Annotated in this window: 21 protein-coding genes and 2 tRNA genes; 5 read left to right on the top strand and 18 right to left on the bottom strand. The window is 65.0% G+C overall.

Annotation, left to right across the window (positions count from 1 at the left end):
* Positions 1-49: 49 nt before the first annotated feature.
* The 11 genes from ppk1 to HNQ08_RS11910 all read right to left on the bottom strand — a co-directional run bounded on the left by ppk1 (position 50) and on the right by HNQ08_RS11910 (position 10,741).
* Positions 50-2,152, bottom strand: coding sequence for a polyphosphate kinase 1 (ppk1, locus tag HNQ08_RS11960; protein WP_184132475.1), 2,103 nt, complete (start codon positions 2,150-2,152; stop codon positions 50-52).
* 251 nt (positions 2,153-2,403) lie between these two features.
* Positions 2,404-3,648: a beta-ketoacyl-ACP synthase II gene (fabF, locus tag HNQ08_RS11955; RefSeq protein WP_184132076.1), complete on the bottom strand. Its 1,245-nt coding sequence runs from the start codon at positions 3,646-3,648 to the stop codon at positions 2,404-2,406.
* 108 nt (positions 3,649-3,756) lie between these two features.
* Positions 3,757-3,987, bottom strand: a complete 231-nt coding sequence (gene acpP / locus HNQ08_RS11950; protein ID WP_184132073.1) for an acyl carrier protein — start codon at positions 3,985-3,987, stop codon at positions 3,757-3,759.
* A 121-nt stretch (positions 3,988-4,108) separates the two neighbouring features.
* Positions 4,109-4,873, bottom strand: coding sequence for a 3-oxoacyl-[acyl-carrier-protein] reductase (gene fabG / locus HNQ08_RS11945; RefSeq protein WP_184132069.1), 765 nt, complete (start codon positions 4,871-4,873; stop codon positions 4,109-4,111).
* Complete coding sequence (locus HNQ08_RS11940; RefSeq protein WP_184132067.1) at positions 4,870-5,406, bottom strand: DinB family protein; 537 nt, start codon at positions 5,404-5,406, stop codon at positions 4,870-4,872. The genes fabG and HNQ08_RS11940 overlap by 4 nt, the downstream gene beginning before the upstream one ends.
* Positions 5,403-6,314: an ACP S-malonyltransferase gene (gene fabD, locus HNQ08_RS11935; protein ID WP_184132064.1), complete on the bottom strand. Its 912-nt coding sequence runs from the start codon at positions 6,312-6,314 to the stop codon at positions 5,403-5,405. The genes HNQ08_RS11940 and fabD overlap by 4 nt, the downstream gene beginning before the upstream one ends.
* Positions 6,311-7,357, bottom strand: a complete 1,047-nt coding sequence (locus tag HNQ08_RS11930; protein ID WP_184132060.1) for a beta-ketoacyl-ACP synthase III — start codon at positions 7,355-7,357, stop codon at positions 6,311-6,313. Before HNQ08_RS11930 ends, fabD begins: the two co-directional genes overlap by 4 nt.
* A gap of 132 nt (positions 7,358-7,489) precedes the next feature.
* Positions 7,490-8,869, bottom strand: coding sequence for a trigger factor (tig, locus tag HNQ08_RS11925; protein WP_184132057.1), 1,380 nt, complete (start codon positions 8,867-8,869; stop codon positions 7,490-7,492).
* A 277-nt stretch (positions 8,870-9,146) separates the two neighbouring features.
* Positions 9,147-9,232, bottom strand: a tRNA-Leu gene (locus HNQ08_RS11920).
* Positions 9,233-9,304: 72 nt separating this feature from the next.
* Positions 9,305-9,381, bottom strand: a tRNA-His gene (locus HNQ08_RS11915).
* A gap of 40 nt (positions 9,382-9,421) precedes the next feature.
* Positions 9,422-10,741, bottom strand: coding sequence for a replication-associated recombination protein A (locus HNQ08_RS11910; RefSeq protein WP_184132054.1), 1,320 nt, complete (start codon positions 10,739-10,741; stop codon positions 9,422-9,424).
* A gap of 79 nt (positions 10,742-10,820) precedes the next feature.
* Between HNQ08_RS11910 and HNQ08_RS11905 the strand changes: the two genes are divergently transcribed.
* From HNQ08_RS11905 to HNQ08_RS11890, 4 genes are all read left to right on the top strand, one after another.
* A complete protein-coding gene (locus HNQ08_RS11905) occupies positions 10,821-11,102 on the top strand; it encodes a hypothetical protein (RefSeq protein WP_184132051.1) in 282 nt (93 codons plus the stop codon).
* 56 nt (positions 11,103-11,158) lie between these two features.
* Positions 11,159-12,328 (top strand): DUF885 domain-containing protein, encoded by a 1,170-nt coding sequence (locus HNQ08_RS11900; RefSeq protein WP_184132048.1) that lies wholly within the window; start codon positions 11,159-11,161, stop codon positions 12,326-12,328.
* 81 nt (positions 12,329-12,409) lie between these two features.
* Positions 12,410-14,374, top strand: a complete 1,965-nt coding sequence (locus HNQ08_RS11895) for a serine/threonine-protein kinase (RefSeq protein WP_184132045.1) — start codon at positions 12,410-12,412, stop codon at positions 14,372-14,374.
* Between the two features lie 53 nt (positions 14,375-14,427).
* The gene (locus tag HNQ08_RS11890) at positions 14,428-14,799 is read left to right on the top strand and encodes a GNAT family N-acetyltransferase (protein WP_221284142.1); all 372 of its coding nucleotides are present in this window, start codon (positions 14,428-14,430) and stop codon (positions 14,797-14,799) included.
* A 38-nt stretch (positions 14,800-14,837) separates the two neighbouring features.
* Here the strand turns inward: HNQ08_RS11890 and HNQ08_RS11885 are convergent, their stop codons facing one another.
* Positions 14,838-15,623 carry a type 1 glutamine amidotransferase domain-containing protein gene (locus HNQ08_RS11885; RefSeq protein WP_184132038.1) on the bottom strand — a complete coding sequence of 262 codons (786 nt, stop codon included), beginning with the start codon at positions 15,621-15,623 and terminating at the stop codon, positions 14,838-14,840.
* A 269-nt stretch (positions 15,624-15,892) separates the two neighbouring features.
* Here HNQ08_RS11885 and HNQ08_RS11880 point away from each other — a divergent pair, with 269 nt between their 5' ends.
* Positions 15,893-17,110: a zinc-dependent alcohol dehydrogenase gene (locus HNQ08_RS11880; RefSeq protein ID WP_184132035.1), complete on the top strand. Its 1,218-nt coding sequence runs from the start codon at positions 15,893-15,895 to the stop codon at positions 17,108-17,110.
* Between the two features lie 64 nt (positions 17,111-17,174).
* Here HNQ08_RS11880 and HNQ08_RS11875 read toward each other — a convergent pair whose 3' ends face one another.
* From HNQ08_RS11875 to HNQ08_RS11850, 6 genes are all read right to left on the bottom strand, one after another.
* On the bottom strand, positions 17,175-18,737 hold the full coding sequence (locus HNQ08_RS11875) for an acyl-CoA carboxylase subunit beta (protein WP_184132032.1): 1,563 nt from the start codon (positions 18,735-18,737) through the stop codon (positions 17,175-17,177).
* 37 nt (positions 18,738-18,774) lie between these two features.
* Entirely contained in the window at positions 18,775-19,263 is a 489-nt protein-coding gene (locus tag HNQ08_RS11870) for a YflT domain-containing protein (protein WP_184132029.1), read from the bottom strand.
* Between the two features lie 83 nt (positions 19,264-19,346).
* The gene (xpt, locus tag HNQ08_RS11865) at positions 19,347-19,928 is read right to left on the bottom strand and encodes a xanthine phosphoribosyltransferase (RefSeq protein WP_184132026.1); all 582 of its coding nucleotides are present in this window, start codon (positions 19,926-19,928) and stop codon (positions 19,347-19,349) included.
* Positions 19,929-20,267: 339 nt separating this feature from the next.
* Complete coding sequence (locus tag HNQ08_RS11860) at positions 20,268-21,296, bottom strand: hypothetical protein (protein ID WP_184132024.1); 1,029 nt, start codon at positions 21,294-21,296, stop codon at positions 20,268-20,270.
* Positions 21,297-21,661: 365 nt separating this feature from the next.
* Entirely contained in the window at positions 21,662-22,129 is a 468-nt protein-coding gene (locus HNQ08_RS11855) for a hypothetical protein (RefSeq protein ID WP_184132021.1), read from the bottom strand.
* Positions 22,130-22,385: 256 nt separating this feature from the next.
* Positions 22,386-23,321, bottom strand: a complete 936-nt coding sequence (locus tag HNQ08_RS11850; protein WP_184132018.1) for a quinate 5-dehydrogenase — start codon at positions 23,319-23,321, stop codon at positions 22,386-22,388.
* Positions 23,322-23,465: the final 144 nt, after the last annotated feature.

Genomic DNA, 23,465 nt, shown 5'->3' with positions numbered 1-23,465 from the left:
CAGCTGAACTGTGGCTTCGCCCCATCTTAGACCCGCAGGTGCCCCAGCGCTAGACCGGGTGCCGCGCGGAGGCGAACAGTGCCTGCGCACTCTCGTCGCCGGGCAGCTTCTCGTACTCACCGTCCAGACACAGCTCCCAGGAGCCGCGCTGATCGGTCCATTCAGTGTTCAGAATGTTCAGGAACTGGGCACGGTGCGCGTCATCGAGCACCGGGGCGATCACCTCCACCCGGCGGTCCAGATTGCGGCTCATCCAGTCGGCGCTGCCAAAATAGACCTCCGCGTCTCCGGCATTGCCGAAGGCGTACACGCGGGCGTGTTCCAGGTAGCGCCCCAGCAGGCTGCGAACGCGCACGGTCTCAGACAGGCCGGGCACGCCGGGGCGCAGGCAGCACACGCCCCGGATGATCAGATCGATGCGGACGCCCGCCGCTGCCGCCCCGTACAGCGCCTCAATCATGGCCGGATCGGTCAGCGAATTGACCTTGATCTGCGCCCAGGCCTCAAAGCCCGCCCGGGCATGGTTGGCCTCGCGCTCCAGCAGGGCTTCCAGGCCCGTGCGTGCAGTGTCAGGGGCCACCAGCAGGTGGGTGTACTCGGCCTCGGCGTAGCCGGTCAGGTGGTTGAACAGCTCGGCCACGTCCATGCCGATTTCGGGATCTGCGGTCAAGAGGCTCAGATCGGTGTACAGGCGCGCGGTCTTGGGGTTGTAGTTGCCGGTCCCGATGTGCACGTAACGGCGCAGGCCACCCTCTTCCCGGCGGACCACCAGCGTCACCTTGGCGTGGGTCTTCAGGCCCGCCATGCCATACACCACATGCGCCCCGGCGCGTTCCAGCTTCCTGGCCCAGGAAATGTTGCGCTGCTCGTCGAACCTGGCCTTGAGTTCAATCAGGGCCACCACCTGCTTGCCGTTCTCGGCGGCCGCCCGCAGCGCGGCCAGCAACCGTGGGTCATCCCCGGTGCGGTACAACGTCTGCTTGATCGCCAGCACCTGCGGGTCACGGCTGGCCTCCTCGATAAAGTCCAGGATATTGGCGAAGCCGTCGTACGGATGGTGAAGCAGCACGTCGCCCTGCCGCAGCGTGTCGAAGATGCCGTCCTCCTCCTCTCCGTCCAGATCGGGCACGGCGGGGGCGTAGGGCGGAAAGGACAGATCGGGCCGCTCCACGGGCAGGCCCATCAGATCGGCGGTGCCCAATGGCCCTTCAAGCAGGAAGATGTCCTCGGGGGCCAGCCGCAGGCGCTCCTGCAGGAACGTCACCAGCTTGATCGGCGTCTCGCGCACCACTTCCAGCCGCACCGCCGAGCCGAAGCGGCGGCGGCGCAGCCCGTCCTCAATGGTGGCGAGCAGGTCTTCTGCTTCCTCCTCCTCGAACTCGTAGTCGGTGTTGCGGGTGACGCGGAAGACGTGGGCGGCCAGGACCTCGCGGCCCTTGAACAACTCGCCGATGTGCGCGGCGATCACGTCCTCCAGCATCAGCAGAGCGTCGCCGATCACCACCACCCGTGGCAGCACGCCCACCGGCACCTTCACGCGCGCGAAATCGGTGTCGTCGTTTCCCCCGCCGCGCAGCAGGATCGCCAGATTCAGGCTGAGGTTGCTCAGGTACGGAAAGGGGTGGCTGGGATCCACCACCAGCGGCGTCAGCACCGGCTGAATCTCGGCCAGGTAATGTTCGCGCAGGCTGGCGCGGGCGCGTTTGCCCAGATCCGCCACGCGCATCAGCTTCACGCCCTCGTCGATCAGCAGCTTGAGGATCTTGCGCGTCGTCTTCTCGATCTCACGCAGCATGCCCTGGGTGCGTTCGCGCACCAGCGCCAGCGTCTCGCGCGGCAACAGGCCGTCCAGCCCCGGCGTGTTCACCCCCGCCGCGATCTGGCGGTGAATGCCGGCGACGCGCACCATAAAGAACTCATCAAGGTTGCTGCCGCAGATGGCGGCGTATTTAAGCCGCTCCAGGGGCGGATTTCGCACGTCACGCGCCTCGGCCAGCACGCGTTCGTTGAAAGCCAGCCACGACAATTCGCGGTTCAGGTAACGGCTTTCGGCGTTGGCCACCGTGCTGTGCGTGCGCGTTTCGCCCAGCCCTTCCGGCTCCGGCTTCTTGCGGCGGCGCTTGGCCTTGGCAGGCGGGGCTTGGGTCAGCATGGCGGACGATTTATCGCGGGACACAGGGCTGGCTCCTTTGGCTGGGGGCAGGGATTTGTAGGGGACCTCGGCTGATCTGCAAAAGATAGACCGGGCCATTCAGGCGATGATCAGGGCATTAAAGCACCGATTGACGTCCTGGACCCGGCATTCAGCTTGATATTTCGTGGAGGGACGGCGAGTCCAGGCCAGCAACAGGTGACCACCTGCCCTGTGACTGCCGCGCCCTCAACGGTGACGGGGCGAAACGGTCAGACCCGTTTGAACAGCAGGGCCGCGTTCTGCCCACCGAAGGCGAACGAGTTGCTCAGCACGTAGTCCACCTGTTTTTCCCGCGCACCCTCGGGGATGTAGTCCAGATCCAGCGCGGGATCGGGATCGGTCAGGTTGATGGTGGGGGGCAGAATGCCGTCTTTCAGCGCCTGCGCCACGGCAATCGCCTCGATGGCCCCCGCCGCGCCCAGCAGATGCCCAGTCATGGATTTGGTGGAGCTGATCGCCAGCTTCCTGGCGTGATCGCCGAACACGTGCTTGATGCCCTGGGTTTCGTACAGATCGTTGAAATGCGTGCTGGTGCCGTGGGCATTGATGTAGCCCACCTGTTCGGGATTGACCCCCGCCGTGTTCAGTGCCATCCTCATCGCCACCTGCGCGCCGCGGCCTTCCGGTGCGGGCATGGTGATGTGGTGGGCGTCGGCGCTTGTGCCGTAGCCGACGATCTCGGCATAGATGGTGGCCCCGCGCGCCTTGGCCTTCTCGTACTCCTCGAGAATCACGATGCCCGCGCCCTCACCCAGCACGAAGCCGTCACGGGTGGCCGAAAACGGTCGGCTCGCGGTTTCGGGCGAGTCGTTGCGGGTGGACAGCGCTTTCATGTTGGAAAAGCCGCCCACGGCGATGCGGGTCACGGCGGCCTCGGTGCCTCCAGCGATCATCACGTCGGCCAGATCCAGTTGGATGTAGCGGGCGGCGTCGCCAATCGAGCCGGTGCCGGTGGCGCAGGCGGTGACCACGGTGCTGCTGGGCCCCGTCGCGCCGAACCTCATGGCAACGTGCCCGGTGGCCATGTTGGCGATCATCATGGGGATGAACATCGGGCTGATGCGCCCCGGACCGCGCTCGTGCAGCACCCCGGCCTGATCCTCGAAGGTCTTGACCCCACCGATGCCGCTGCCCACCACCGTACCGACGCGCTCACCGCTCAGTTCCTCAGCGCTCAGGCCGCTGTCGCGCGTGGCGAGTTCGGCGGCCGTTAGGGCCAGTTGCACGTAGCGGTCCAGCTTGCGGGCTTCGCGCGGGTCGATGTAGTCGTCGAAACTGCCCTTGACCTCACCCGCAATCTTGCTGGCGGTGTCGGAGGCATCGAAATGCGTGATCGGGCCAATACCGCTGCGGCCCGCCCGCTGCGCCTCGGCGTAGTCCGCCGCCCCCCAGCCGATGGGCGTCACCGGCCCCAGCCCTGTAATCACCACCCGTTTCAGTCCTGAAACGCCCATGTGTCCTTCCCTCCCTTCCAGAGAAAAGAGGGGGTCACGGTCTGTGCCGCGCCCCGTCTCTATTCACTGCCCCGGCCCCGCTTCACGCACGGCCCGGGACAGGCGCGTTTACTGCTTGCCCTCGATGTAGTCGACGGCGGCCTGCACGGTGCGGATGGTTTCGGCGTCCTCATCGCTGATGGTCACGCCGAACTTGTCTTCCAGACCCATGATCAGTTCCACCGTTTCCAGGCTGTCTGCACCCAGGTCTTCCACGAAGCGGGCCTCGGGGCTCACCTTGTCTGCATCCACACCCAGCTTGTCCACAATCACATCTTTCACGTCATCAAAAGTCGCCATGTTTGTTCCTCCTATCCTTGAAGTCTGCGCCAGTCTACACGGGCAGGGTGTGAGGGGCTACGTTGTTGAACGGGGTGTAACCGGGCTGAGGGCCAGCTTCGCCCCACTCCGGCATCGTCCCTCAATGGGGATTAAGCCCACCGTCCACCCCGATGGTCTGCCCGGTGATGTACCCGGCCCCGTCGGAGGCCAGGAACGCCACGAGCGCAGCGACTTCTTCCGGCTGGCCGAAGCGGGCCAGCGGAATGTCCGACAGGTAGCCCTGCTGCACGCCCTCGGCCAGCGTGGCGGTCATATCCGACTCGATAAAACCGGGGGCCACCGCGTTGACTGTGATGCCGCGCCCGCCGTATTCCTTGGCCAGCGCCTTGGTCAGCCCGATCAGCCCGGCCTTGCTGGCGACATAGTTGGCCTGTCCCGGATTGCCCGTCAGGCCCACCACGCTGGCGATGTTGACAATGCGGCCGGAGCGGGCGCGCATCATGTGCTTGATGGCCGCCCGGCACGCGGAGAAGGCGCTCGACAGGTTGGTCTGGAGCACGGCGTCCCAGTCCTCGTCCTTCATGCGGATGGCCAGCCCGTCGCGCGTGATTCCGGCGTTGTTCACCAGCACATCCAGACGGCCCAGCCCCTTGATGACGTCCTCGACGAGCTTACCGGCATTGCTGGGCGTGGTCAGATCGGCCCCAAATACCTCGGCGCGGACGCCGTGGGCACGGGCTTCATCGGCCACCTTCTGCGCCTCGGCGGCGTTGCGTCCATAGTGGACAGCGAGGTCAAAGCCCTCAGCGGCCAGCTTGAGGGCCATCGCGCGGCCCAGGCCCCGGCTGCTGCCGGTGACGAGGGCAACTTTGCGGGCGGGGTTCTGGCTGGGTATCTCAGTCATAGTTGCTCCTGTGCAGCCCGCACGCCGTCCGCGTGGTGCCAGTTGTGATACAGCGTGAAGTACAGCATTTCGCGCACTGACAGGACGCCCAGGACCGGATGGGGCATGGCCCAGGCGTCCAGTTCGGGGTCCGTCCAGTCGCCGAGCGTTTCGTGGACAGCACGCAAGGACGAGGCGTACCGCTCTGCTAGTTGAAGTTGCGTTCCTTCCGGCTGCGGCAGCCAGCGCCCGGAGGCCCTGGCTCCGGCGGCGAGGCCAGCGCGGTACGCCCCGCGAATCTCGGCGTAGGTTCGGGGAGGATGCTGCGCTGGCAGGGGCAGGAGTCGCCCACGCGCCACACGTAGTCCGCCCACCACCGGCCCGTTGGAGAGGATCAGATGATCGACGTGATGTGCTGGAGACCAATGCTCGGTGTCGCCCGCCGTGAATGCCGTTGCGTCCAAGCCAGCGAAAAAGCCACCAATCTCGTCGGCTGCGCTGGCAAACGCCCTGAGCAGGTTGTCACGGGAAACGGGTTCAGCCTCAGCGGTCACGGTTCGAAGGCTTCCACGTCCGCCGCGGTGCCCACGTTGACGGTCCTCGCGCCCGGCACGATGCGCCCCACCAGTCCAGTCAGTACCTTGCCCGGGCCGAACTCGACGAAGGTGTCCACGCCCAGCCCCGCCAGTGTCTGGATGGTTTCCACCCACTGCACCGCGCCCGTGATCTGGCGTTCCAGCAGGTCTGGAACGCGCAGGGGATCGTCGTTCAGCTCCGCCGTCACGTTCGCCACCACCGGGAAGGTAAAGGGGCTATATGTCGCCGCCTGCAGATCGGGCGACAGGCCAGCCGCCGCCGGGGCCATCAACGCGCAGTGAAAGGGGGCGCTGACCTTGAGGGGAATGGCTTTCAGGCCGCGAGCTTTCAACTCGGCGCTGGCCGCCGACACCGCCGCCGCCGTTCCGCTGATCACCGTCTGCGTGGGGGCGTTAAAGTTGGCGGGCTGCACGCCCTCCATGTTCCCGCAGACCTCTGCCACCACTGCAGGATCACCCATGATGGCGCTCATGGCCCCGTCGCCGGGCGCAACCGCCTGCTGCATCAGCGTGCCGCGTTTGCGGGTCAGGCGCAGGGCGTCCGCCAGGGACAGCACTCCAGAGGCCACCAGGGCGCTGTATTCGCCCAGGGAATGGCCGGCCGCCACCATTGGCGTCAGCCCCGTTTTTTCCTGCCAGGCGCGGTAGGCGGCCACACCTGCCGCCACCAGCGCGGGCTGCTGATTGGCCGTCAGGGTCAGGTCTTCAATGGGGCCGGTTTCGATGAGGGCGCGCAGGCCCGGCAGGGTGTTCTCGGCCTCGGCGTACACAGCTTCGGCCACTGGGAAGGCCGTGGTCAGCTCCATCCCCATGCCCACGGCGTGCGATCCCTGGCCGGGAAAGAGGGCGGCGATCCGGGAGCTCAAGCGCCCACTTCCGACAGTGCAGGCGCCACCTTCGCTTTCAGGCTGGGGGCGCCGCCCCACCACTTCATGGTTCCGGCCACCCAGCTCAGGCCGCCGCCAAACGCAATCAGCAGCAGTTGCTGGCCGTCCTGAACGCGCCCGTCGTCAATCGCCTCGCGCAGCGCGAGCGGCACGGTGGCGCTGGAGGTGTTGCCGTAACGGTCCAGGTTGACCACCGTCTTGCTCATGGGGATGCCGAAGCGCTCCACAGCGGCCTCGATGATTCGCACGTTGGCCTGGTGCGGAATCACCCAGTCCACATCGGCGCTGGTCAGGCCGCTCTTTTGCAGTGCCTTCTGGCCGCTGTCGCCCAGCACGCGCACGGCGAATTTGAAAACCTCGCGCCCGTTCATGCCGACGCTCTCACCCATCTCGAAGCCGCCGGGCAAAGTCGGAGCCACGCAACGCAGGTACAGGCTCGGTCCGCCCGCGCCGTCCGCGCCCATGATGAACTCCTGGAAGCCCAGTCCCCCCGGCACCGGCCCCACCACCGCCGCGCCCGCGCCGTCGCCGAACAGGATGGCCGTGCCCCGGTCCTGCTGGTCCACGATCTTGCTCAGGACCTCGGCCCCCACCACCAGCACGCGCCGCGCCGCGCCGGACTGGATCAGGCCAGACGCCACGCTCAGGGCGTACACGAAGCCGCTGCAGGCGGTGGAAAGATCGAAGGCCGCCGCCCCCGCCAGCCCCACCTGCATGGCAATCAGCGCGGCCGTGGACGGCATCAGCGCGTCTGGGCTGACTGTGGCACAGATCACCGCATCCACGTCCTTCAGGGCGTCCGGGTCACGCGAGAGCATGTCGCGCACCGCGCCCACGCCCATATCAGAGGTGTACTCGTCGGCCGCCGCAAAGTGCCGCTGACGAATGCCGGTGCGCGACTCGATCCACTCGGCGTTGGTGTCCATGTACGCCTCGAAATCCGCGTTGGTCACGATGCGCTCGGGCGCGTGGCTGCCCAGGGCGGTGATGCCGATGCTGGGACGGATGGTGGGGGCACTCATGGCCGTCACGGTAGCATTCTTTGAACGAGCGTTCAATGAATTGAGTTCAGCGTTGAGGGACACAATGGGTGCGCCGTCAAGCAGCAGAAAAGAGGCGCACCTAAAGGATGCGCCCCTGCTCAACTTTACGTTTTACTCGGTCTTGTTCTCGCCTTCGCCCTGCTCGCTTCCAGCCTGTTCGGTCTGGGGCTGCTCGGCTTCGGTCTGGGCTTCCCCATCCTGCACTTCAGGCGCGACTGCCTCCTGCTGCTCTTCCCCTTCCTGCTCGGCCTGTGCGGGTTTGCTCAGCTGCGCCATGGCCTGCTGCAGGCCCTTCTCGCGCATCAGGCTGGCGTAGTAGGTGTTGATGCCGTCCGGCCCCAGCTGCTTGCTCAGGTCCTGTGGCGTCATGCTGTTGGCCTGGGCCAAGGCGTTCATGGTCTGGTTGAACTCGGCGTCGCTGACCTGCACCTTCAGGTCCTCGGCCAGCTTTTCCAGGGCCAGATCACGCTTGACGCGGCTCTCGGCGTTCCTGGACAGATCGGCCATGAACTCGTCGAGCTTGCCCTGTTCCTGCATGAAGCTCTCGTACTCGCCCCACTTGACGCCCTGGCGGCCCAGATCGTCCTTGATCTCCTCGAGCATGGCGTCGCGGCGGCGGTCCAGCAACGCCTGCGGAATCTCGGCGTCCATGTTTTCGGTCAGGTGGGCCACGAACTCCTCGCGGCGGGCGGTCTCGCCCTCCTGCGCGGCGCGGCGTTCCAGCTCGGCCTTCAGGTCCGTGCGCAGGCGTTCCAGGCTGTCGAAGTTCAGGCTCTTGGCGAACTCGTCGTTCAGTGCCTGGGTCTTCTTGACCTTGACGTCCTTGATGACCACCGTGACGCTGTGCTCGGGGTGCTCGTGGTCGCCGTGCTGGTGCGCGGGCACCGTGATCTCCACGGTGTCGCCCTTGTTCTTGCCCAGCAGCGCTTCGCGCACGTGGGCCTCGGCGACGTCCAGGTAGATGGGGTAGGTCCCGCCGTCCTCGCCCTGCTCCTCCACGGTCACCTGATCGCTGGCCTCGATGGGACGGTCCGCTTCCTCGAAGGTGGCGTTGCGCTCCTGCAGGTCGCCCAGGGTGCGTTCCATCACGTCGTCGGTGATTTCAGGAGACTCGGCGCTGAGGGTCAGGCCGCTCCAGTCGGCCAGCTTGACCTCGGGGTAGGTCTCGCCCGTGACCGTGAACTCGAAAGGCTGGCCGCTGACCACCGGCTGGGGGTCTATGTTGGCGTCCACCAGGCTCAGCTTCAGCTCCTGAGCAGCCTTGCTGTAGTGGGACTGGAGCAGGCGGTCGCGCACTTCCTGTTCCACGTAGCCCTTGCCCACGCGGCCCTCGATGACCTTGCGGGGGGCCTTGCCGGGGCGGAAACCGGGGACACGCACGTCGCGGGCGAGGCCGGACCACACCTGGTCATATGCACGGTTTACTTCGGAGGCGGGAACGGAAACCTTGAACTCCACCTTGTTGCCCTGTCTGCTGATTAGTTCTGCCACGTCATTTCTCCCGTTCGCTGTCCCGCACGGCAAGCAGTCCAGTGGGGACCACCGCCAGGGGCGCATTCCAGCTTTGATTTTTTGCCGTATCGGTGGCGCTGCCCGGATCTATGGGTCCTGCACACACGCGACATGCCGCCCAGCATCATAGTGCGTTTTGACCCCCACCGTACACCCATGCCGGTTGCCACTCCCCTCATCTGCCGGCAGCCAAGGCAGCGCGGCGGCCTTCCCATGTGGGAAAAACCGCCGCGCTGCCTTGCCACTGCTGTGCCTGTGGTGCGAGGAAAGGGACTTGAACCCTCACATCCTATGGATACTAGATCCTAAGTCTAGTGCGTCTACCAGTTCCGCCATCCCCGCAGGTGCCACCCAACCAAAAGCTCAAAAAGAAATCCGACTCTGGCCCGTGGAGGCGAAAGAGCCGGAAAGGAGTGGGGTGGATTAGGGGACTTGAACCCCCGGCCTCCGCTTCCACAGAGCGGCGCTCTAACCAACTGAGCTAAACCCACCGTTTCGGCCTGCTCCGCACAGCTCACAGGCCCACACATCCTAGACGGGTGCGGGCGGGGTGTCAATGACCTCGGAGGCCTGTGTCCCTTCGGCCCCGTCGTGCGCGTCTTGCAGCTTGCGCCAGCGTTCCGCCACCCGCGCCTCCCAGCCCTCGCCTGCGGGCCGGTACAGCTCAAGCTGAACCCCATCCGGCAGGTAATGCTGCTCGAAACTGCCCGCCGGATCGTCGAAGTAGTAGGCATAACCCTGGCCGTAGCCCTGCTGGCGCATCAGCGCGGTGGGCGCATTGCGGAGGTGAAGGGGTACAGGGAGCGTCTCGCCCTCGCGCACAGCGTCTATCGCCCGTTTCCAGGCCGTATACACGCTGTTGCTCTTGGGAGCCAGCGCCAGGTACACCACCGCCTGTGCCAGCGCCAGATCGCCCTCGGGACTGCCCAGAAATTCGGCGGTGTCGCGGGCGGCAATGGCGAGCCGCAGCGCCTGCGGGTCTGCCAGACCGATGTCCTCGGCGGCCATGCGCACAATGCGGCGGGCCACGTACAGCCCGTCTGCGCCGCCCTCCAGCATACGGGCCAGCCAGTACAGCGCGCCGTCCACGTGGCTGCCGCGCACCGACTTGTGCAGCGCGGAGATCAGGTTGTAGAAGTCCTCGCCGTTCTTGTCCATCTGCGGCAGGTGGCGGCCAAACGCCTCGGTGACGGCCTCCGGGGTCACCGGGTTGGCCAGGGTGCTGGCGACCTCCAGCGTGCTCAGGGCGCGGCGGGCGTCGCCGTCGGCCAGTCGGGAGAGGAGGTCCAGCGCCTCGTCCGTGGCCTCCGTCCCTGGCAGCCCTCGCGGATCACGCAGCGCCCGCTCCAGCAGTCCGCGCACCTCCTGCTGGGTCAGCGCTTCCAGCACCAGCGTCCGCGCACGCGAGCGCAGGGCTGGATTGACCTCGAACGACGGGTTTTCGGTGGTGGCCCCGATCAGGGTCAGGAGCCCCGACTCCACATGCGGCAGCAGCGCGTCCTGCTGGGCCTTGTTGAAGCGGTGGATCTCGTCCAGAAACAGGATGGTCTTCTGTCCGCGTCCCCGCAGGCGTTCAGTCTCAGCGGTGGCCTCGCGCACGTCCTTGACGCCTGCCGAGACTGCTGACAGAGGAATAAAGTGCGCGCCCACCTCCCCGGCCAGCAGCCGCGCCAGCGTGGTCTTGCCCACGCCGGGCGGTCCCCACAGGATCAGTGACCCCAGGCGCCCCGACGCCAGCACGCGCGACAGCGGCTTGCCCGGTCCCAGCAGGTGCGTCTGGCCCACCACCTCGGCAACGGTGCGCGGGCGCAGGCGTTCGGCCAGCGAGGCAGGAGGGTCAAACAGGGTCATGGGCCCCGAGGATAGTGGGTCTGGCGCGGGGCTTTGTGGACGGAACTGCGATTACGGAACTGCGATTTATGCTGGGTCCATGGACTTTGCAAAGCAGGTGGAACTCGCCGGTTTTCCTGCGGGGGTGGCGGTCACGGTGCGTGAGATGCCTGGGGGCCTCCTCTTCCGCGCCGCGCGGGCTGGAGAGGAACCCCCTCAGCGCGGGCTGGAACTGCTGCTCACCCAAGACGCCGTGAGGATGTACGGCGAGGGACCGACGGTGGCACTCGCCCTGGAGCGGCTTAAAAAGGTCTCGGAGGCGGGCCTGCCCGCCGTGCAGGCCGACGGCACCTACCAGCGGGCCGTGTTCGTGGGGGATTGAGATGACGGACGGGGGTTGATTAGGCGCGAGGGAAGGGAGCGTCTATCTTTTCACTCATGGACATTGCAGAGCGCTACATCCGGCTGGCCCACGCCATCGACGTTCACTCGGAAGGTTTCGTGGACGGGTACGGCGGGCCGCAGGAGTGGGCAGACCGGACCCGCCGCGAGCCTGCCGAACTTCAGGCCGAGGCCGAGACGTTGCTCTCGGACGTGCAGACCGTCACCGAACCTGCACGGCGCGAGTTCCTGCGGGTGCAGGTGTCGGCCATGCAGACCATGACCCGCCTTATCGGCGGCGGGGCCATCCCCTACGAACAGGAGGTGCGCGGGCTCTACGACATCGACCCGGTGCGCGCGGACCGGAGCGAACTGGACGCTGCCCTGGACGTGCTGGAAACGGCGGTTCCGGGAAGCGGGCCGCTCGCCGAACGTATCGAGACCCTGCGCCGGAAGGTGATCGTGCCGAAAGATGACCTGCTGCGCGTCGCGGGACCGATTCTGGCCGAACTCCGGCAGCGCACCCAGAACCGCTTTGGCCTGCCGGAGGGCGAGGATTTCAGCATCTCGCTGGTGTCCGACAAGCCGTGGGGCGGGTATAACTGGCCGCTGGGCAATCTGAAAAGTCGCATCGACATCAACACCGATCTGCCCGTGCCGTTGACGGGCCTACCCGACCTGCTGGCCCACGAGGGCTATCCTGGCCACCACACCGAACATTCGACCAAGGAAGCCCTGCTGGTGCGAGAGAACGGCTGGCTGGAACACAGCATCCAGCTGATGAACGCTCCCGAGTGTGCCGTCTCCGAGGGAATTGCCACCAATGCGCTGGACGCGGTGATGGACGAGGCAGAGGTGCGCGAGTGGCTCGGCGGTGAACTGGCCGCCCTGGCAGGCCTGGACGGAGAAGACGTGCGCGCCTTTCTGGACGTGACGCAGGCCCAGAAAGGCTTCAAGAACGTGAGCGGCACGGCGGCGCTGATGCTGCACGGCGAGGGCCGCGCGCAGAGTGAGGTGCTGGATTTCCTGATGCGCTACGCCCTCGCCACCCCGGAACGCGCCCGCCAGACCCTGCGCTTCATCGGGCAGCCGCAGTTCCGGGCGTACATCTTTACCTACGCCGTGGGCAGCGATCTGGTCCAGGGCTGGATCAGGAAGCACGGCCAGGAGGGCTTTGGCCGCCTGCTGCGCGAGCCGCTGACGCCGGGCCAGCTGGCTGCGGACTGAGGAAGCATGGGGTAGGACGGAACGATCAGGCCCGAAACACATCCGGACTGTCCCCCCATCCAGACGGTAGACTCCGGCTCTATGCCGTTAGAGGTGGGCACGCGCCTGGCAGGTCGTTATGACCTGCGTTCCCCGCTGGGCGAGGGCGGCAGCGCGCTGGTGTTCCGCGCCCACGACTCGCTGCTGGACCGCGACGTGGCCGTCAAGGTGATGCACGCCCACGTTCCCGATTCCGACAAACAGCGTTTCCTGCGCGAGGTCCGCACCCTGGCCCGGCTGACCCATCCGGGCATCGTGCCGGTGCTGGACCTGGGGGTGGATCCCAGCGACGGGCGTCCCTTCTTCACCATGCCGCTGATGACCGGCGGACCGATCACGGTGCTGGGACCGCTGGAGGACGCCCCTACCTCGCTGGCCCGCTTTGTCACGGCGGCCAGCTTCGCCTCGCGGGCGCTGCATTTCATCCACTCGCGCGGCATCATCCACCGCGACCTGACCCCTGGCAACGTCCTGCTGGACGAGGCGTGGCTGCCGCGCATCATGGACTTCGGGCTGGTGGCCCTGTCAGACCACACCCGCCAGCTGACCCGCAGCGGTCTGACGCTGGGCACCCCCGCCTACATGGCCCCAGAGCAGGCCAAGGGAATCGGTGTGGGACCGCTAAGCGACCTGTACGCGCTGGGAGCGGTGCTATACCGGGTGGCCTGCGGGAGTCCCCCCTTTGTGGGCGACAGCGATCAGAGCGTGCTGTTCCAGCATGTCTACGAGACCATCACCGATCCGCGTGACCTGAACCCGGCCATTCCCGACGCGGTGGCGCGTGTGCTGCTGGCGCTGCTGTCCAAGAAGCCCGAGGACCGTCCCGAGTCCGGCGCGGCTCTCTCGCACCTGTGGGCGCTGGCCCGCCGTGACATCTGGACCGGCCACGCGCGCGGCCAGTACCGTGGCGGACGCACCCGCACCGGGGAACATCCCGACGGCCCGGCCCGCGTTTCACACCTGAAGGAGGCCTGGAGCGTGCCGCTGCCCGGCGAGGTCACCTGGCCCGCCGCCGTGGTGGGGGAGGGCGATCTGGTGGCCGTGGGCACGCGTGGCGGCCAGCTGGTGCTGACCCACGCTTCTGGGCGGCCCTTCGCCACTTACGCGGCCCGCGACGAGGTGACGGCCCCGGCGGCCTTTCAGGGCGGGCATATCTTCTTCGGCGCGTGGGACGGCACCCTGCGCCGCGTGGAACTGCAGGGCGGCGCGGAGGTCTGGCGGCATCAGGCCCGTGCCGAGCTGACCGGGGCGCCGACGCTGTGGGCCGGGCGGGTGCTGGCGTCCAGCCGCGACGGCCATCTGCACGCCCTGAGTGCCCGCACCGGGGAACTGGCCTGGGCCTACCGCACCGACGGCCCGGTGGCCGCCAGCCCACTGGTGTGGGCCGGGGCCGCGCTGGTCTGCGACGAGAACGGCTGGCTGCACGCCCTGGACGCCCGCAGCGGCAGCCCGCTGTGGAAGGTGGAGGTCGGCACGGTCCACGGCACTCCCGCGCTGCTTCCTGGCACCTCAGGTGAGGCGACGCTGGTGGTGGCGACCTGGGAGGGCGAGGTCCACGCCCTGGCCCTGAGCGCCGCGACGGGCCGGGTGGCGCTGGCCGAGGACGAGGCGATCCTTTGGACCTACGATCTGGAGGACGAGGTCTGGGCCTCGCCTGCCGTGACCTATAGCGGAACCGGTAATGCCGGTCTGGCCATCCTGGCGGGCTGGGACGGCACCGTGCGCGCCCTGCGCCTGCACGACGGCGAGGACGTGTGGGCGCACCGTATGTCGGGCCGCGTCACCGCCAGTCCGGTGGTCAGCGCAGGTCTGGTCTTCCTGGCCTCGGAGAGCGGGCAACTGTGCGCCCTGGACGTGCGCGACGGTGCGGTGCGCTGGACCCGGCAAGAGTCGACAGGGGTTCAGGCCACTCCACTGGCGGCTGGCGGCACGCTGTACGTGGCTTTCATGGACGGCACCCTGCGCGCCTACCGCCAGCACCATCCGGAAGCCCCGGGGAACACGTGATTCGCCCGGTCTGGCCCAGTGACGCTCCCACTCTCGCCTGTCACCGTTTCCCATTGGCAGCAGACGATGCCGAGCGTCCTGTCTATGCCGAATGGGTGGAGGGAGCAATCAATCGTGGCTTTTATCTGGGCTTTCTCGCGCTGGACGGCGAGAAGGTCATCGCTGGAGCAGGTCTAACCCTGCTGGAATGGGGGCCAACTCGCGGCGATTCACAGCCCTGGCGGGGGCGCATCGTCAACGTCTGGACGCATCCCGACTATCGGCGGCAAGGGCTGGCCCGCGAGTTGGTAGGCCGCTGTACGGACGTTGCGCGTGAACGTGGAATTACGCGGCTGTCCGTGGGAACCACCGCTGAAGCGCGTTCCCTCTACGGGTCACTAGGTTTTACGGCCAGCCCGGCGGAGATGACGATCATTCTCCGCTGAGCCGTCCGGGAATAGTTGGCGCTAGGGAGGGGTGAGCCTCAGTCCCTCGCGGGTGTTTCCGACAGCGCCTGCAGAAACATGCTGACGAATTCCTCGTCGCTCATGGGGTTCTGTCCGGTGATCAGTTCGCGGTCGCGGACCACGTTGCTCGTCCACTTCTCGGCATTCTGCACGGTCATGCCTGCGGCACTCAGGGCGTCGGCGGGATAGTACAGCAGGGGGGCGTCAAAACTGGCCTCCGTGTCCTTTTCCTCAGGCGTGCTGAAGACGGTGGCACGGTAGCCGCTGTAGGCAAAATCCTGGGCTACGGGCGTCTCGCCCGCTTCCAGTGCCCGCTGGTAGGCTCCGGCGGCGGGCTGCGCGGCCAGCAGGGCCACGGGTGCGTGGCAGATCAGCGCGGTGGGGAGGGAACGTTCGTGAAAGTGTCTCAGGGCATGGCCCAGGTCGTGATTGTGCATCAGCTCGATCATGGGAGCGTGGCCGCCGGGCAGGAACACGGCGTCGAAGGCGTCCAGATTGGTCACGGCGTCGGCCAGTGGCACGATCTCGCCTGACAGGATGTCGTCGACAAATCCCTTGATCTGCCCATACTCCGCCTCGTCCTTGAAATAGTCCTTGCTGTCGCTGCCCGCATCCAGCGGGGGACGGTTGCCGCGTGGGGTGGAAATGATCAGTGTGTGACCCGCCTCCACCAGGCGGTGCGCGGGCACGCCAAATTCATTCAGGTAGAAGCCAGTGGCGTGCGTCTTACCGTCCTGCAAGGGCAATTCGGAATCGCTGGACATGACGACGAGGATCTTTTTGCTGGCGTCGGATGAGGTCATGTCGGCCACCCTAGGCCCGCGCTGCGCCGCGCTCTGTCAGGCGGGACACGCTGGAATGCCCGGAAGACGTGCCAGACGGGAAGGGAGAGGCCCTTGACTGTCTGTTCATGACTTGGCGCTTAATGTTTGCATCAGGACGACTCAATCCAGAGTGAGCAAATTGTTTTCCGCCCTGATTGTCCCTCAGCGCATACTCCCCAAGTTGGCCCGGCGCGGGCTGCTGTCTTGGACCGGTAGAGATGGAACCCACCGGAAAGGAGCGAGCAAAAATGAAAGCAGTGGTATGGCACGGCATAGGCGATATTCGACTGGACGACGTTCCTGAACCGCAGATTCAGGAGCCGACGGACGCCATCGTGCGTCTGACCGCCAGCGCAATCTGCGGGACGGACCTGCACTTTATTCGCGGCACCATGAGCGGCATGGTCCCCGGCACCATCCTGGGCCATGAGGCGGTGGGCGTGGTGGAACAGGTCGGCGATGACGTGCGCAACTTCGCGCCCGGTGACAGGGTCGTCATCCCCTCTACCGTGTCGTGCGGCTACTGTCCGCCTTGCCGCGAGGGCAACACGGCGCAGTGCGATAACGCCAACCCGAATGGTCCCTCGGCAGGGACGGCGTTTTACGGCGGTCCCAAGGATTCAGGGGCGCTCAATGGCCTCCAGGCAGAAAAGGCGCGCATCCTGTACGCGAATTCCAGTTTAGTGCGGCTGCCCGACAACGTTTCGGACGATCAGGCCATCCTGATCTCCGACATCTTTCCCACGGCCTACTTCGGCGCGGAACTGGCTGGGGTCCATGACGGCAGCGTGGTCGTGGTCTTCGGCTGCGGTCCGGTTGGGCAGTTCGCCATCATCAGCGCCCGTTTGCAGGGCGCCACCCGCGTGATCGCGGTGGACCGCGTGCCAAGCCGTCTGGAGATGGCCCGCAAGAACGGCGCGGAGGTCATCAACTTCGAGGAAGAAGATCCCATCGAGGCCATCAAGCGCCTGACCGGGGGTGTAGGCGCTGACTGCGTGATTGACGCTGTGGGCGTTGACGCCCAGCATGCCCACGGCGGGCCAGCCGAGCCGGATGCGGAACAGGAGCAGCAGTTCGAGAAAGAGGTGCAGCAGATCGCTCCCGACGCCAAACCGACCAAGGACGGCCAGTGGGTCCCGGGTGACGCGCCCACGCAGGTGCTGGAATGGGCCATCGAGGCGGTCAAGAAGGCGGGGCAGATCGGCATTATCGGAGTGTACTCACCCTCGGTGAACACCTATCCCATTGGCAAGGCGATGAACAAGAACCTGACCGTCCGGATGGGCAATTGCAACCACCGCGTCTACATCCCTCACCTCGTCGAACTCGTGGCGGCGGGCGTGGTCGATCCGACCAGCGTGATCACCAAACAGGAAACGATGCAGGATGCCATCAGCTCGTATGAGGCGTTCGACAAGCGCCAGCCCGGCTGGCTGAAGGTAGAGCTGGAACCGCAGGCAGGCTAGCGGCGACGAAGAGAGGCGGCGACTCCGGAATTCAGAGTCGCCGCCTTCTTGATGGAAGGTTCCCTTACAGGGGCATGTTCCCGTGCTTCTTGTAAGGTCTGGTCTCCACCTTATCGCGCAGCATTGCAAAGGTCAGGATCAGGCGCTCCCGGGTCTCCTCCATGGGGATCACGTCGTCGATGTAGCCCTTGCTGGCGGCCACGTAGGGGTTGTCGAAGGCGTCCTTGTAGTCGGCGATCTTCTCGGCGCGGGTGGCTTCCGGATTCTCGCTGGCGTTGATCTCCCGGCGGTAGACGATGTTCGCGGCTCCCTCCGCGCCCATCACGGCGACGGCGGCGGTGGGCCAGGCATACACCACGTCTGCCCCCATGTCCCGGCTGTTCATGGCGAGGTACGCGCCGCCGTAGCTCTTGCGCGTGATCAGGGTGATCTTGGGAACGGTGGCCTCGGCGTAGGCGTACAGCATCTTCGCACCGTGCCGGATGATCCCGGCATGTTCCTGCGCCACGCCCGGCAGGAAGCCGGTCACATCCACCAGCGTCAGCACGGGGACGTTGTAGCAGTCACAGGTGCGGATAAAGCGGGCAGCCTTGTCCGAAGCGTCGATGTTCAGCGTTCCGGCCATCACGCGTGGGTTGTTGGCGACGATGCCAACGCTGTGACCGCCCAGCCGCGCGAAGCCCACCACTATGTTCTTGGCCCAGTTCGGCTGGATCTCCAGGAAGGTGCTGTCGTCTACCAGCTCGTGAATGACCGCATGCATGGCGTAGGGCTTGCGCTGATCGGGGACCACGATGTCCAGCAATTTGTCGTTGCGGCGGGTCACCGGGTCACTGGTCTGGCGCACCGGGGGCTGTTCATGGGCGTTCTGGGGCAGGTAGCCCAGCAGGTCACGCACGCCCCTCAGCACCGCCTCGTCGCCGTCGTATTCCAGGTGGGCCACGCCGCTCTTGCGGGTGTGCACGTCCGCGCCGCCCAGCGAGTCGAAGGTCACGTCCTCGCGCGTCACGCTCTTGATCACCTCGGGGCCGGTGATGAACATGTAGCTGCTGCCGCCGCTCATCAGAATAAAGTCGGTCAGCGCCGGGGAATACACCGCGCCGCCCGCGCAGGGGCCGAGGATGGCGCTGATCTGCGGCACCGCTCCTGAATAGATGGCGTTGCGGTAGAAGATCTCGCCGTATCCGCTCAGAGAATCCACCCCTTCCTGAATGCGCGCCCCTGCCGAGTCGTTCAGGCCGATCACCGGACAGCCGGTCTTGGCGGCCAGATCCATAATCTTGGTAACCTTGGCGGCGTTCATTTTGCCTAAGCTGCCGCCCAAGACGGTGAAATCCTGGCTGAACACGAAGACCTGCCGGCCCTCAATGGTGCCGCGTCCGGTGACGACGCCCTCGCCGGGCGCCTCCACCCCCTGCATCAGGCGGCCGCCCCGGTGTTCGACGAAGGTTCCCATTTCCAGAAAGCTGCCGGGGTCAAGCAACGCGTCAATGCGTTCACGGGCGGTCAACTTGCCGCCGTCACGCTGCTTCTGCTGACGCTCCTGGCCGCCGCCGGCCTCCACCTTGCCGCGCCGCTGCTCCATCTCGGCAATCAATTCCTGCAATTCCATCCCGGGCTGTGTCATGCCGCGCATCCTATCCAAACGGACGTTGCCTGCGTGCTCAGCGGGCGGGCAGATTCGCCAGCAGCGTCCGCGCCTGCTCGGCCACCTCGGCGTCGGCCACGACAGCGTAACGATCTGCCTTCATTCCGCCGATGGAGGTGAAGTCTCGTCGCCCGCCGCTCAGGGCATAGCCAACCACGCCCCAGACCAGCCCGAAAATGGCGCCCAGGACCATGCCGTAGGCGATGGAGAACAGCAGGTTGCCTCCGGTCAGGCCCAGGAAGCTAAAGATCAAGCCCACGAACAGGCCGATGAACAGTCCCTGTCCAAAGCCCAGTCCGGCCGCGCGGCCCCAGTCCAGACGGCCCGTGACCTGCTCAACCGTCTTGAGGCCCTCGCCGATAATGGCTGTGCGCTCGACGGGGAATTTCTGGTCGCTCAGATAGTCCACCGCGCGCTGGGCGTCCAGGTAATCGGTGTACGTCGCCACGTTGACGCGGGCGCTTTGATCGGGAATCAGGGCGGAACGGGGGCCAGGCTGGGTCATGGGAGCACGTCCTTTGTCCCAGCTTAAAGAGCCGCGCTCCCCGTCGACTGAGGGCAGGGTTGAGGCGGCCTCATCTTCGCCCTCTAGCGGCCGGGTTCCACAACGATTCCCTCGGCCTCACTCATGCGGACGATGTTGGCGAGGGTGTGGATCGGTACGCCCAGATCGGCCAGCATCTCCCGGCCCGCCTCGAACTGTTTTTCCACCACGCAGCCCAGGCCCAGCAGCGTGGCCCCACTGAGTTCGATCATCCCGTTCAGGGCACGCAGCGTGCCCCCGGAAGCCAGAAAATCGTCAATGACGATCACGCGGTCATCCGGTCCCAGGAATTCGGAGCTGATGAACAGGTCGACGTTGCCGCCCTTGGTGCGGCTGACCGAGGAAGCCGTGAAGGCGGGCTCCTTCATGGTCAGCGGCTTTTTCTTGCGGGCATAGACCATGGGCACGTCCAGCTCCATTGCCGTAGCGATGGCTGGGGCAATGCCGCTGACCTCGATGGTCAGCACCTTGTTGGGCTTTAAGGGCGCGAACAGTTCCGCGAAGCGCTGGCCCATTTCTCTGGTCAGGCGAGGCAACAACTGGTGGTTGACCAGCCCGTCCACCTTAAGAAAGCCGCCGGGCAGAATGACGCCCTGCTCACGAATCGCGTCCACCAGTGATTGCATGGGGGCGAGTGTATCCGTCACAGACCGGTGCGGTGCGCCCGGATTTAGATGGCAGCCGGAAGCCCGTGCTCACTGACCTGAAGGCTGTCAAATCTGCCGCCCGGATGGACGGAATGAAGGGGGAGCTGGCGCAGGCACGACAGGAGCGACGGAAAACGGAAATGGGCTCACGCTCGCGGCTGACGCAGGTCAGGGCAGCTTCCAGAGGGACAGAAGTACATCAGGTCTTGGTAGAGCTGTGCGCGACTTTTTTGCCGAGCAATAGTGCTCTCTAGAAGAGCGGGTGGCCCCAATGGGCTACCCGCTCTTCATTTGTTCAAATGATCTTTACAGGTGAGATCAGGAACGCTGGAAGTCCCACACCAGACGGTAGGTATCAAATTCTTTCTCCACGCTGAAGGACACCCGGCTGCCTTCTCCACGCTCGTAGATGTAGGTGAGTGCGTAGTCACCCCCCGCGCCGGTATCCGTAGGATTGACCAGCGTGAAGCCCTGGGTCTTGAACTGGCGGTCATAGAAGGCCATGACCTGCTGCAAGTTCAGACTGCTGCCCGCAATACGGGCCGTCAGGTCACCGTTCACGTTGATGTCGGTTTCTGTCAGGGTAGAGCCCTGCGGGATCGAAAAGCTGGCCGTGCCCGCATTGTTCGACAGGCTGTTCAACTCAATTGGACCATAGAGCAGGTACTGCACACCAGCAAAGTCCTTGGCACTGACCAAAGCGTTGCGGCCCGCAGCAGTGTTCTGCTCCGGCGTGAACTTGGTAATGCCTACAACGGTGATAGGCAAGACACGGTTCGTTGCGCCAGTATTAGTGCTGTTGTTTGTGGCAGGCGTTGTTCCCGTTGCTGTGTTAGTCGCCGGAGTCGTATTGGTGTTCGCCGCGTTGGCTTGGCCAGAGTTATTGCCCATGGCCATCTGCACGCCGCTCAAGTCGAAGGTGGCACGGTAGCTGTTGTTGCCCTGGCGTATCAGATTCAGCCGGACCTGTGAGCCGTTCCGGGTGTACACGGCCTGGGCGTTGTTGTCTCCCATGTTCTGCGAGGTCCGGGTAAATCCCTGGGCGCGCAGTTGGTCATCGTGGTACATGTAGACCGTCATCAGGGGTACGTTGACCCTGAAGGCCAGCACGGCCGACTGATTATCGTATTTGGTGCCGACAACGGTGGCTTGTGGATGGGCTGAAACCTTGAGTGTATTGGACTGGTTGCTCAAATTGGCCAGGTCACCGGGGCCATAAAGAGTCCAGGCGAGTCCGTTGGTGGTGCCAGAAAGGACGGGTTGTTGCTGAGCAGCGGCAACAGGAGTGAGGGCCAGAAGGGTGGTCAACGCCAGAGCGCCGGCCTTGCGAATCAATTTGCTGTTCATGGGGCCTCCTTAAGTAGAGAGTGGAACGAAGGCACGACAAAGCAATAAGGTATTGCACTTCGTTTCTCTGGCTTCGACATTAGAGGATTCCAGAAACTCGTAAGTGAGTCGATGAGAATTATACAGTTTCTTAATTTTTAGTTGTAATAACAATAGATCTAATACCCAATGCTTCTTTAAATTTGACAAAAGTTGCTTGAAAAATATTATTTAGAGAGGTAACCGACGCCCCGGATATGTCTATAGACGAATTTCCATTTGATCTTTCTGTCATAGTCACTCATAAAACAACACAGTGAAGCTTTGAATTTTTCTTTAAAACAGGAATTTGACTGTGATGCTTTCATTGGACTTATCCATCCAGTTCACTCTTTTGAAAATCCGTAGAGCACTTGAAGGTCGCCTCCATCCCTACGGGTAATCTGAATCTCGATCTTCCGTCCCTCACGGCTGAGCGTGGCGCTCGCACTGTTGGCGTCTTTGAAAGTACGTTCCCGTAGATCGAAGCCCTGAAGCTGCAATTGATTGGTGGCGAAAGCCAGCGCGCTGCGGGCACCCAACCCTCCCGGTACGCGGTAGGTCAGCAGGGCTGTTTTCCTGGCCGCGTCATACCGGGTGCCCAGGACGCTGGCCCCCACCGGAGCACCCAGGCGCAGGCTCTGGCCGTCTTCCTGCAGGTCGGCCCCCCTCAGTCCGCCTGCGTAGATGGCCCAGCCCAGCCCGGAAGTGCTGCCGCTCAGCAGAGGCCTGGGAAGCGGCGGTGCTGCCTGGCTCAGTGCAGAGCCTGACGACAGGGCTAGAGCAGCGGCCAGCAACCATGCTTTCCTGTTCATCGCTCACCGTGAATCATGCCCGCCATCCTAAGCGCGGACGATGAACGGCGTGTGCCTTGAAGACCGTGGCCAGTGCCGTCCCATGGCTGCCAGAGGCCATCGGATACAGAGTGGATCATCTGTAGAAGGGTGCCGGAGTGGGTTGTAGAGGCGGAAACACCCCCTTCCCGCCAGACCCAACAGACTGGCTCAGCGCCATTCCTCTCCCTCTATGCCAAGAGAAGAAACTGGGGTGTTTCCCGAATGACCTTCAGGCCTAGAGTTCGTTGACTTCCGGCTTGAAGCCCACTTCCCGGATGTATTTCAGGTACTCGTCCTCGCTAAGCGCCTCTTTCTTGCCGCTCATGGCGACGAAACACGCTTCTAGAACGTTGGTGGCGAAGTTGCGGCTGCCCATGCGCGGCGTCGTGGTGATCAGCCGGGCCACGCCGTGCTCTGACATCCAGGCGCGGTCCGCCTCGGTGATCGTCTGCGTCAGGATGGTCTTGCCCTCCAGCCGTTTGGGAGCGTAACGCTTGGCATAGTGGGTGTCTCCGGCGATCACGTCAGCCCAGGCGTAATATTTGGTGCCCTTGCCCTCAACGCTGGTTTCCTGCTTGGCACCCGTGGGGTAGAACCAGTCCTGTGGCAACTTGGTGATGGCAGGCAACACCAGGCGGGCCACGTTCCGTAACGCTGCCAGCGAGCGCAGAGGCCGGTCGATGCCCAGCCCGAACACCACGTCCCCGAACACGATGTCTGCGCCGTGTTGCGCCAGCGCTTCTGCCATGCCGAAACGGTCCACGGCGGACACCATCAGTACCTTCTGGGTGCGCCAGTTCAGCAGCGGATCGAGCTGGGCGATCGCGTCACGCTCCAGCGTGTTCTTGAGGCCGCTGCCGTCCAGCACGGGGGTTTTTTTGGCATTGGCCACCAGCTTCCTGACGTTGCCAAACTGGTAGCGTTTGCCGTCCGCGATCACGTACAGATCCGCGCCGCCCAGGCCGAAGGCATCAATTTTGCCGTCCAGCGCCCCAAACAGCTCTGCGGCTTTTTTCGCGTCGGCGTCGGTGCCGATCCGCTCCAGGATGAACGGCTGGCCCAGCAGCGTGACTTCCTCGCGCGCGTTGCGTTTGCTGCTGCCCAGGCTGACGCTGACCACATGCTTGTGGCCGGGGGGGGCCGGGGTCCAGCCGCTCAGAAGATCACTCATGAAGGGCATTGTAGGCGCGTGCGAGTGGCAGGGTGGTTAACGGGCAGTCGTCAGTCGCAGTGGGCAAGATATGTGGGTCTTCTCCTACACGCCGCAGACTTGGCGGCGCGGTCCCCATGCATCAGCGCCTCCCTGCTACCCTGC

Origin of the sequence: Deinococcus humi, from assembly GCF_014201875.1 — a bacterium.
GTDB classification, from domain to species: domain Bacteria; phylum Deinococcota; class Deinococci; order Deinococcales; family Deinococcaceae; genus Deinococcus; species Deinococcus humi.
This window is presented reverse-complemented; position numbering and strand designations above follow the sequence as displayed.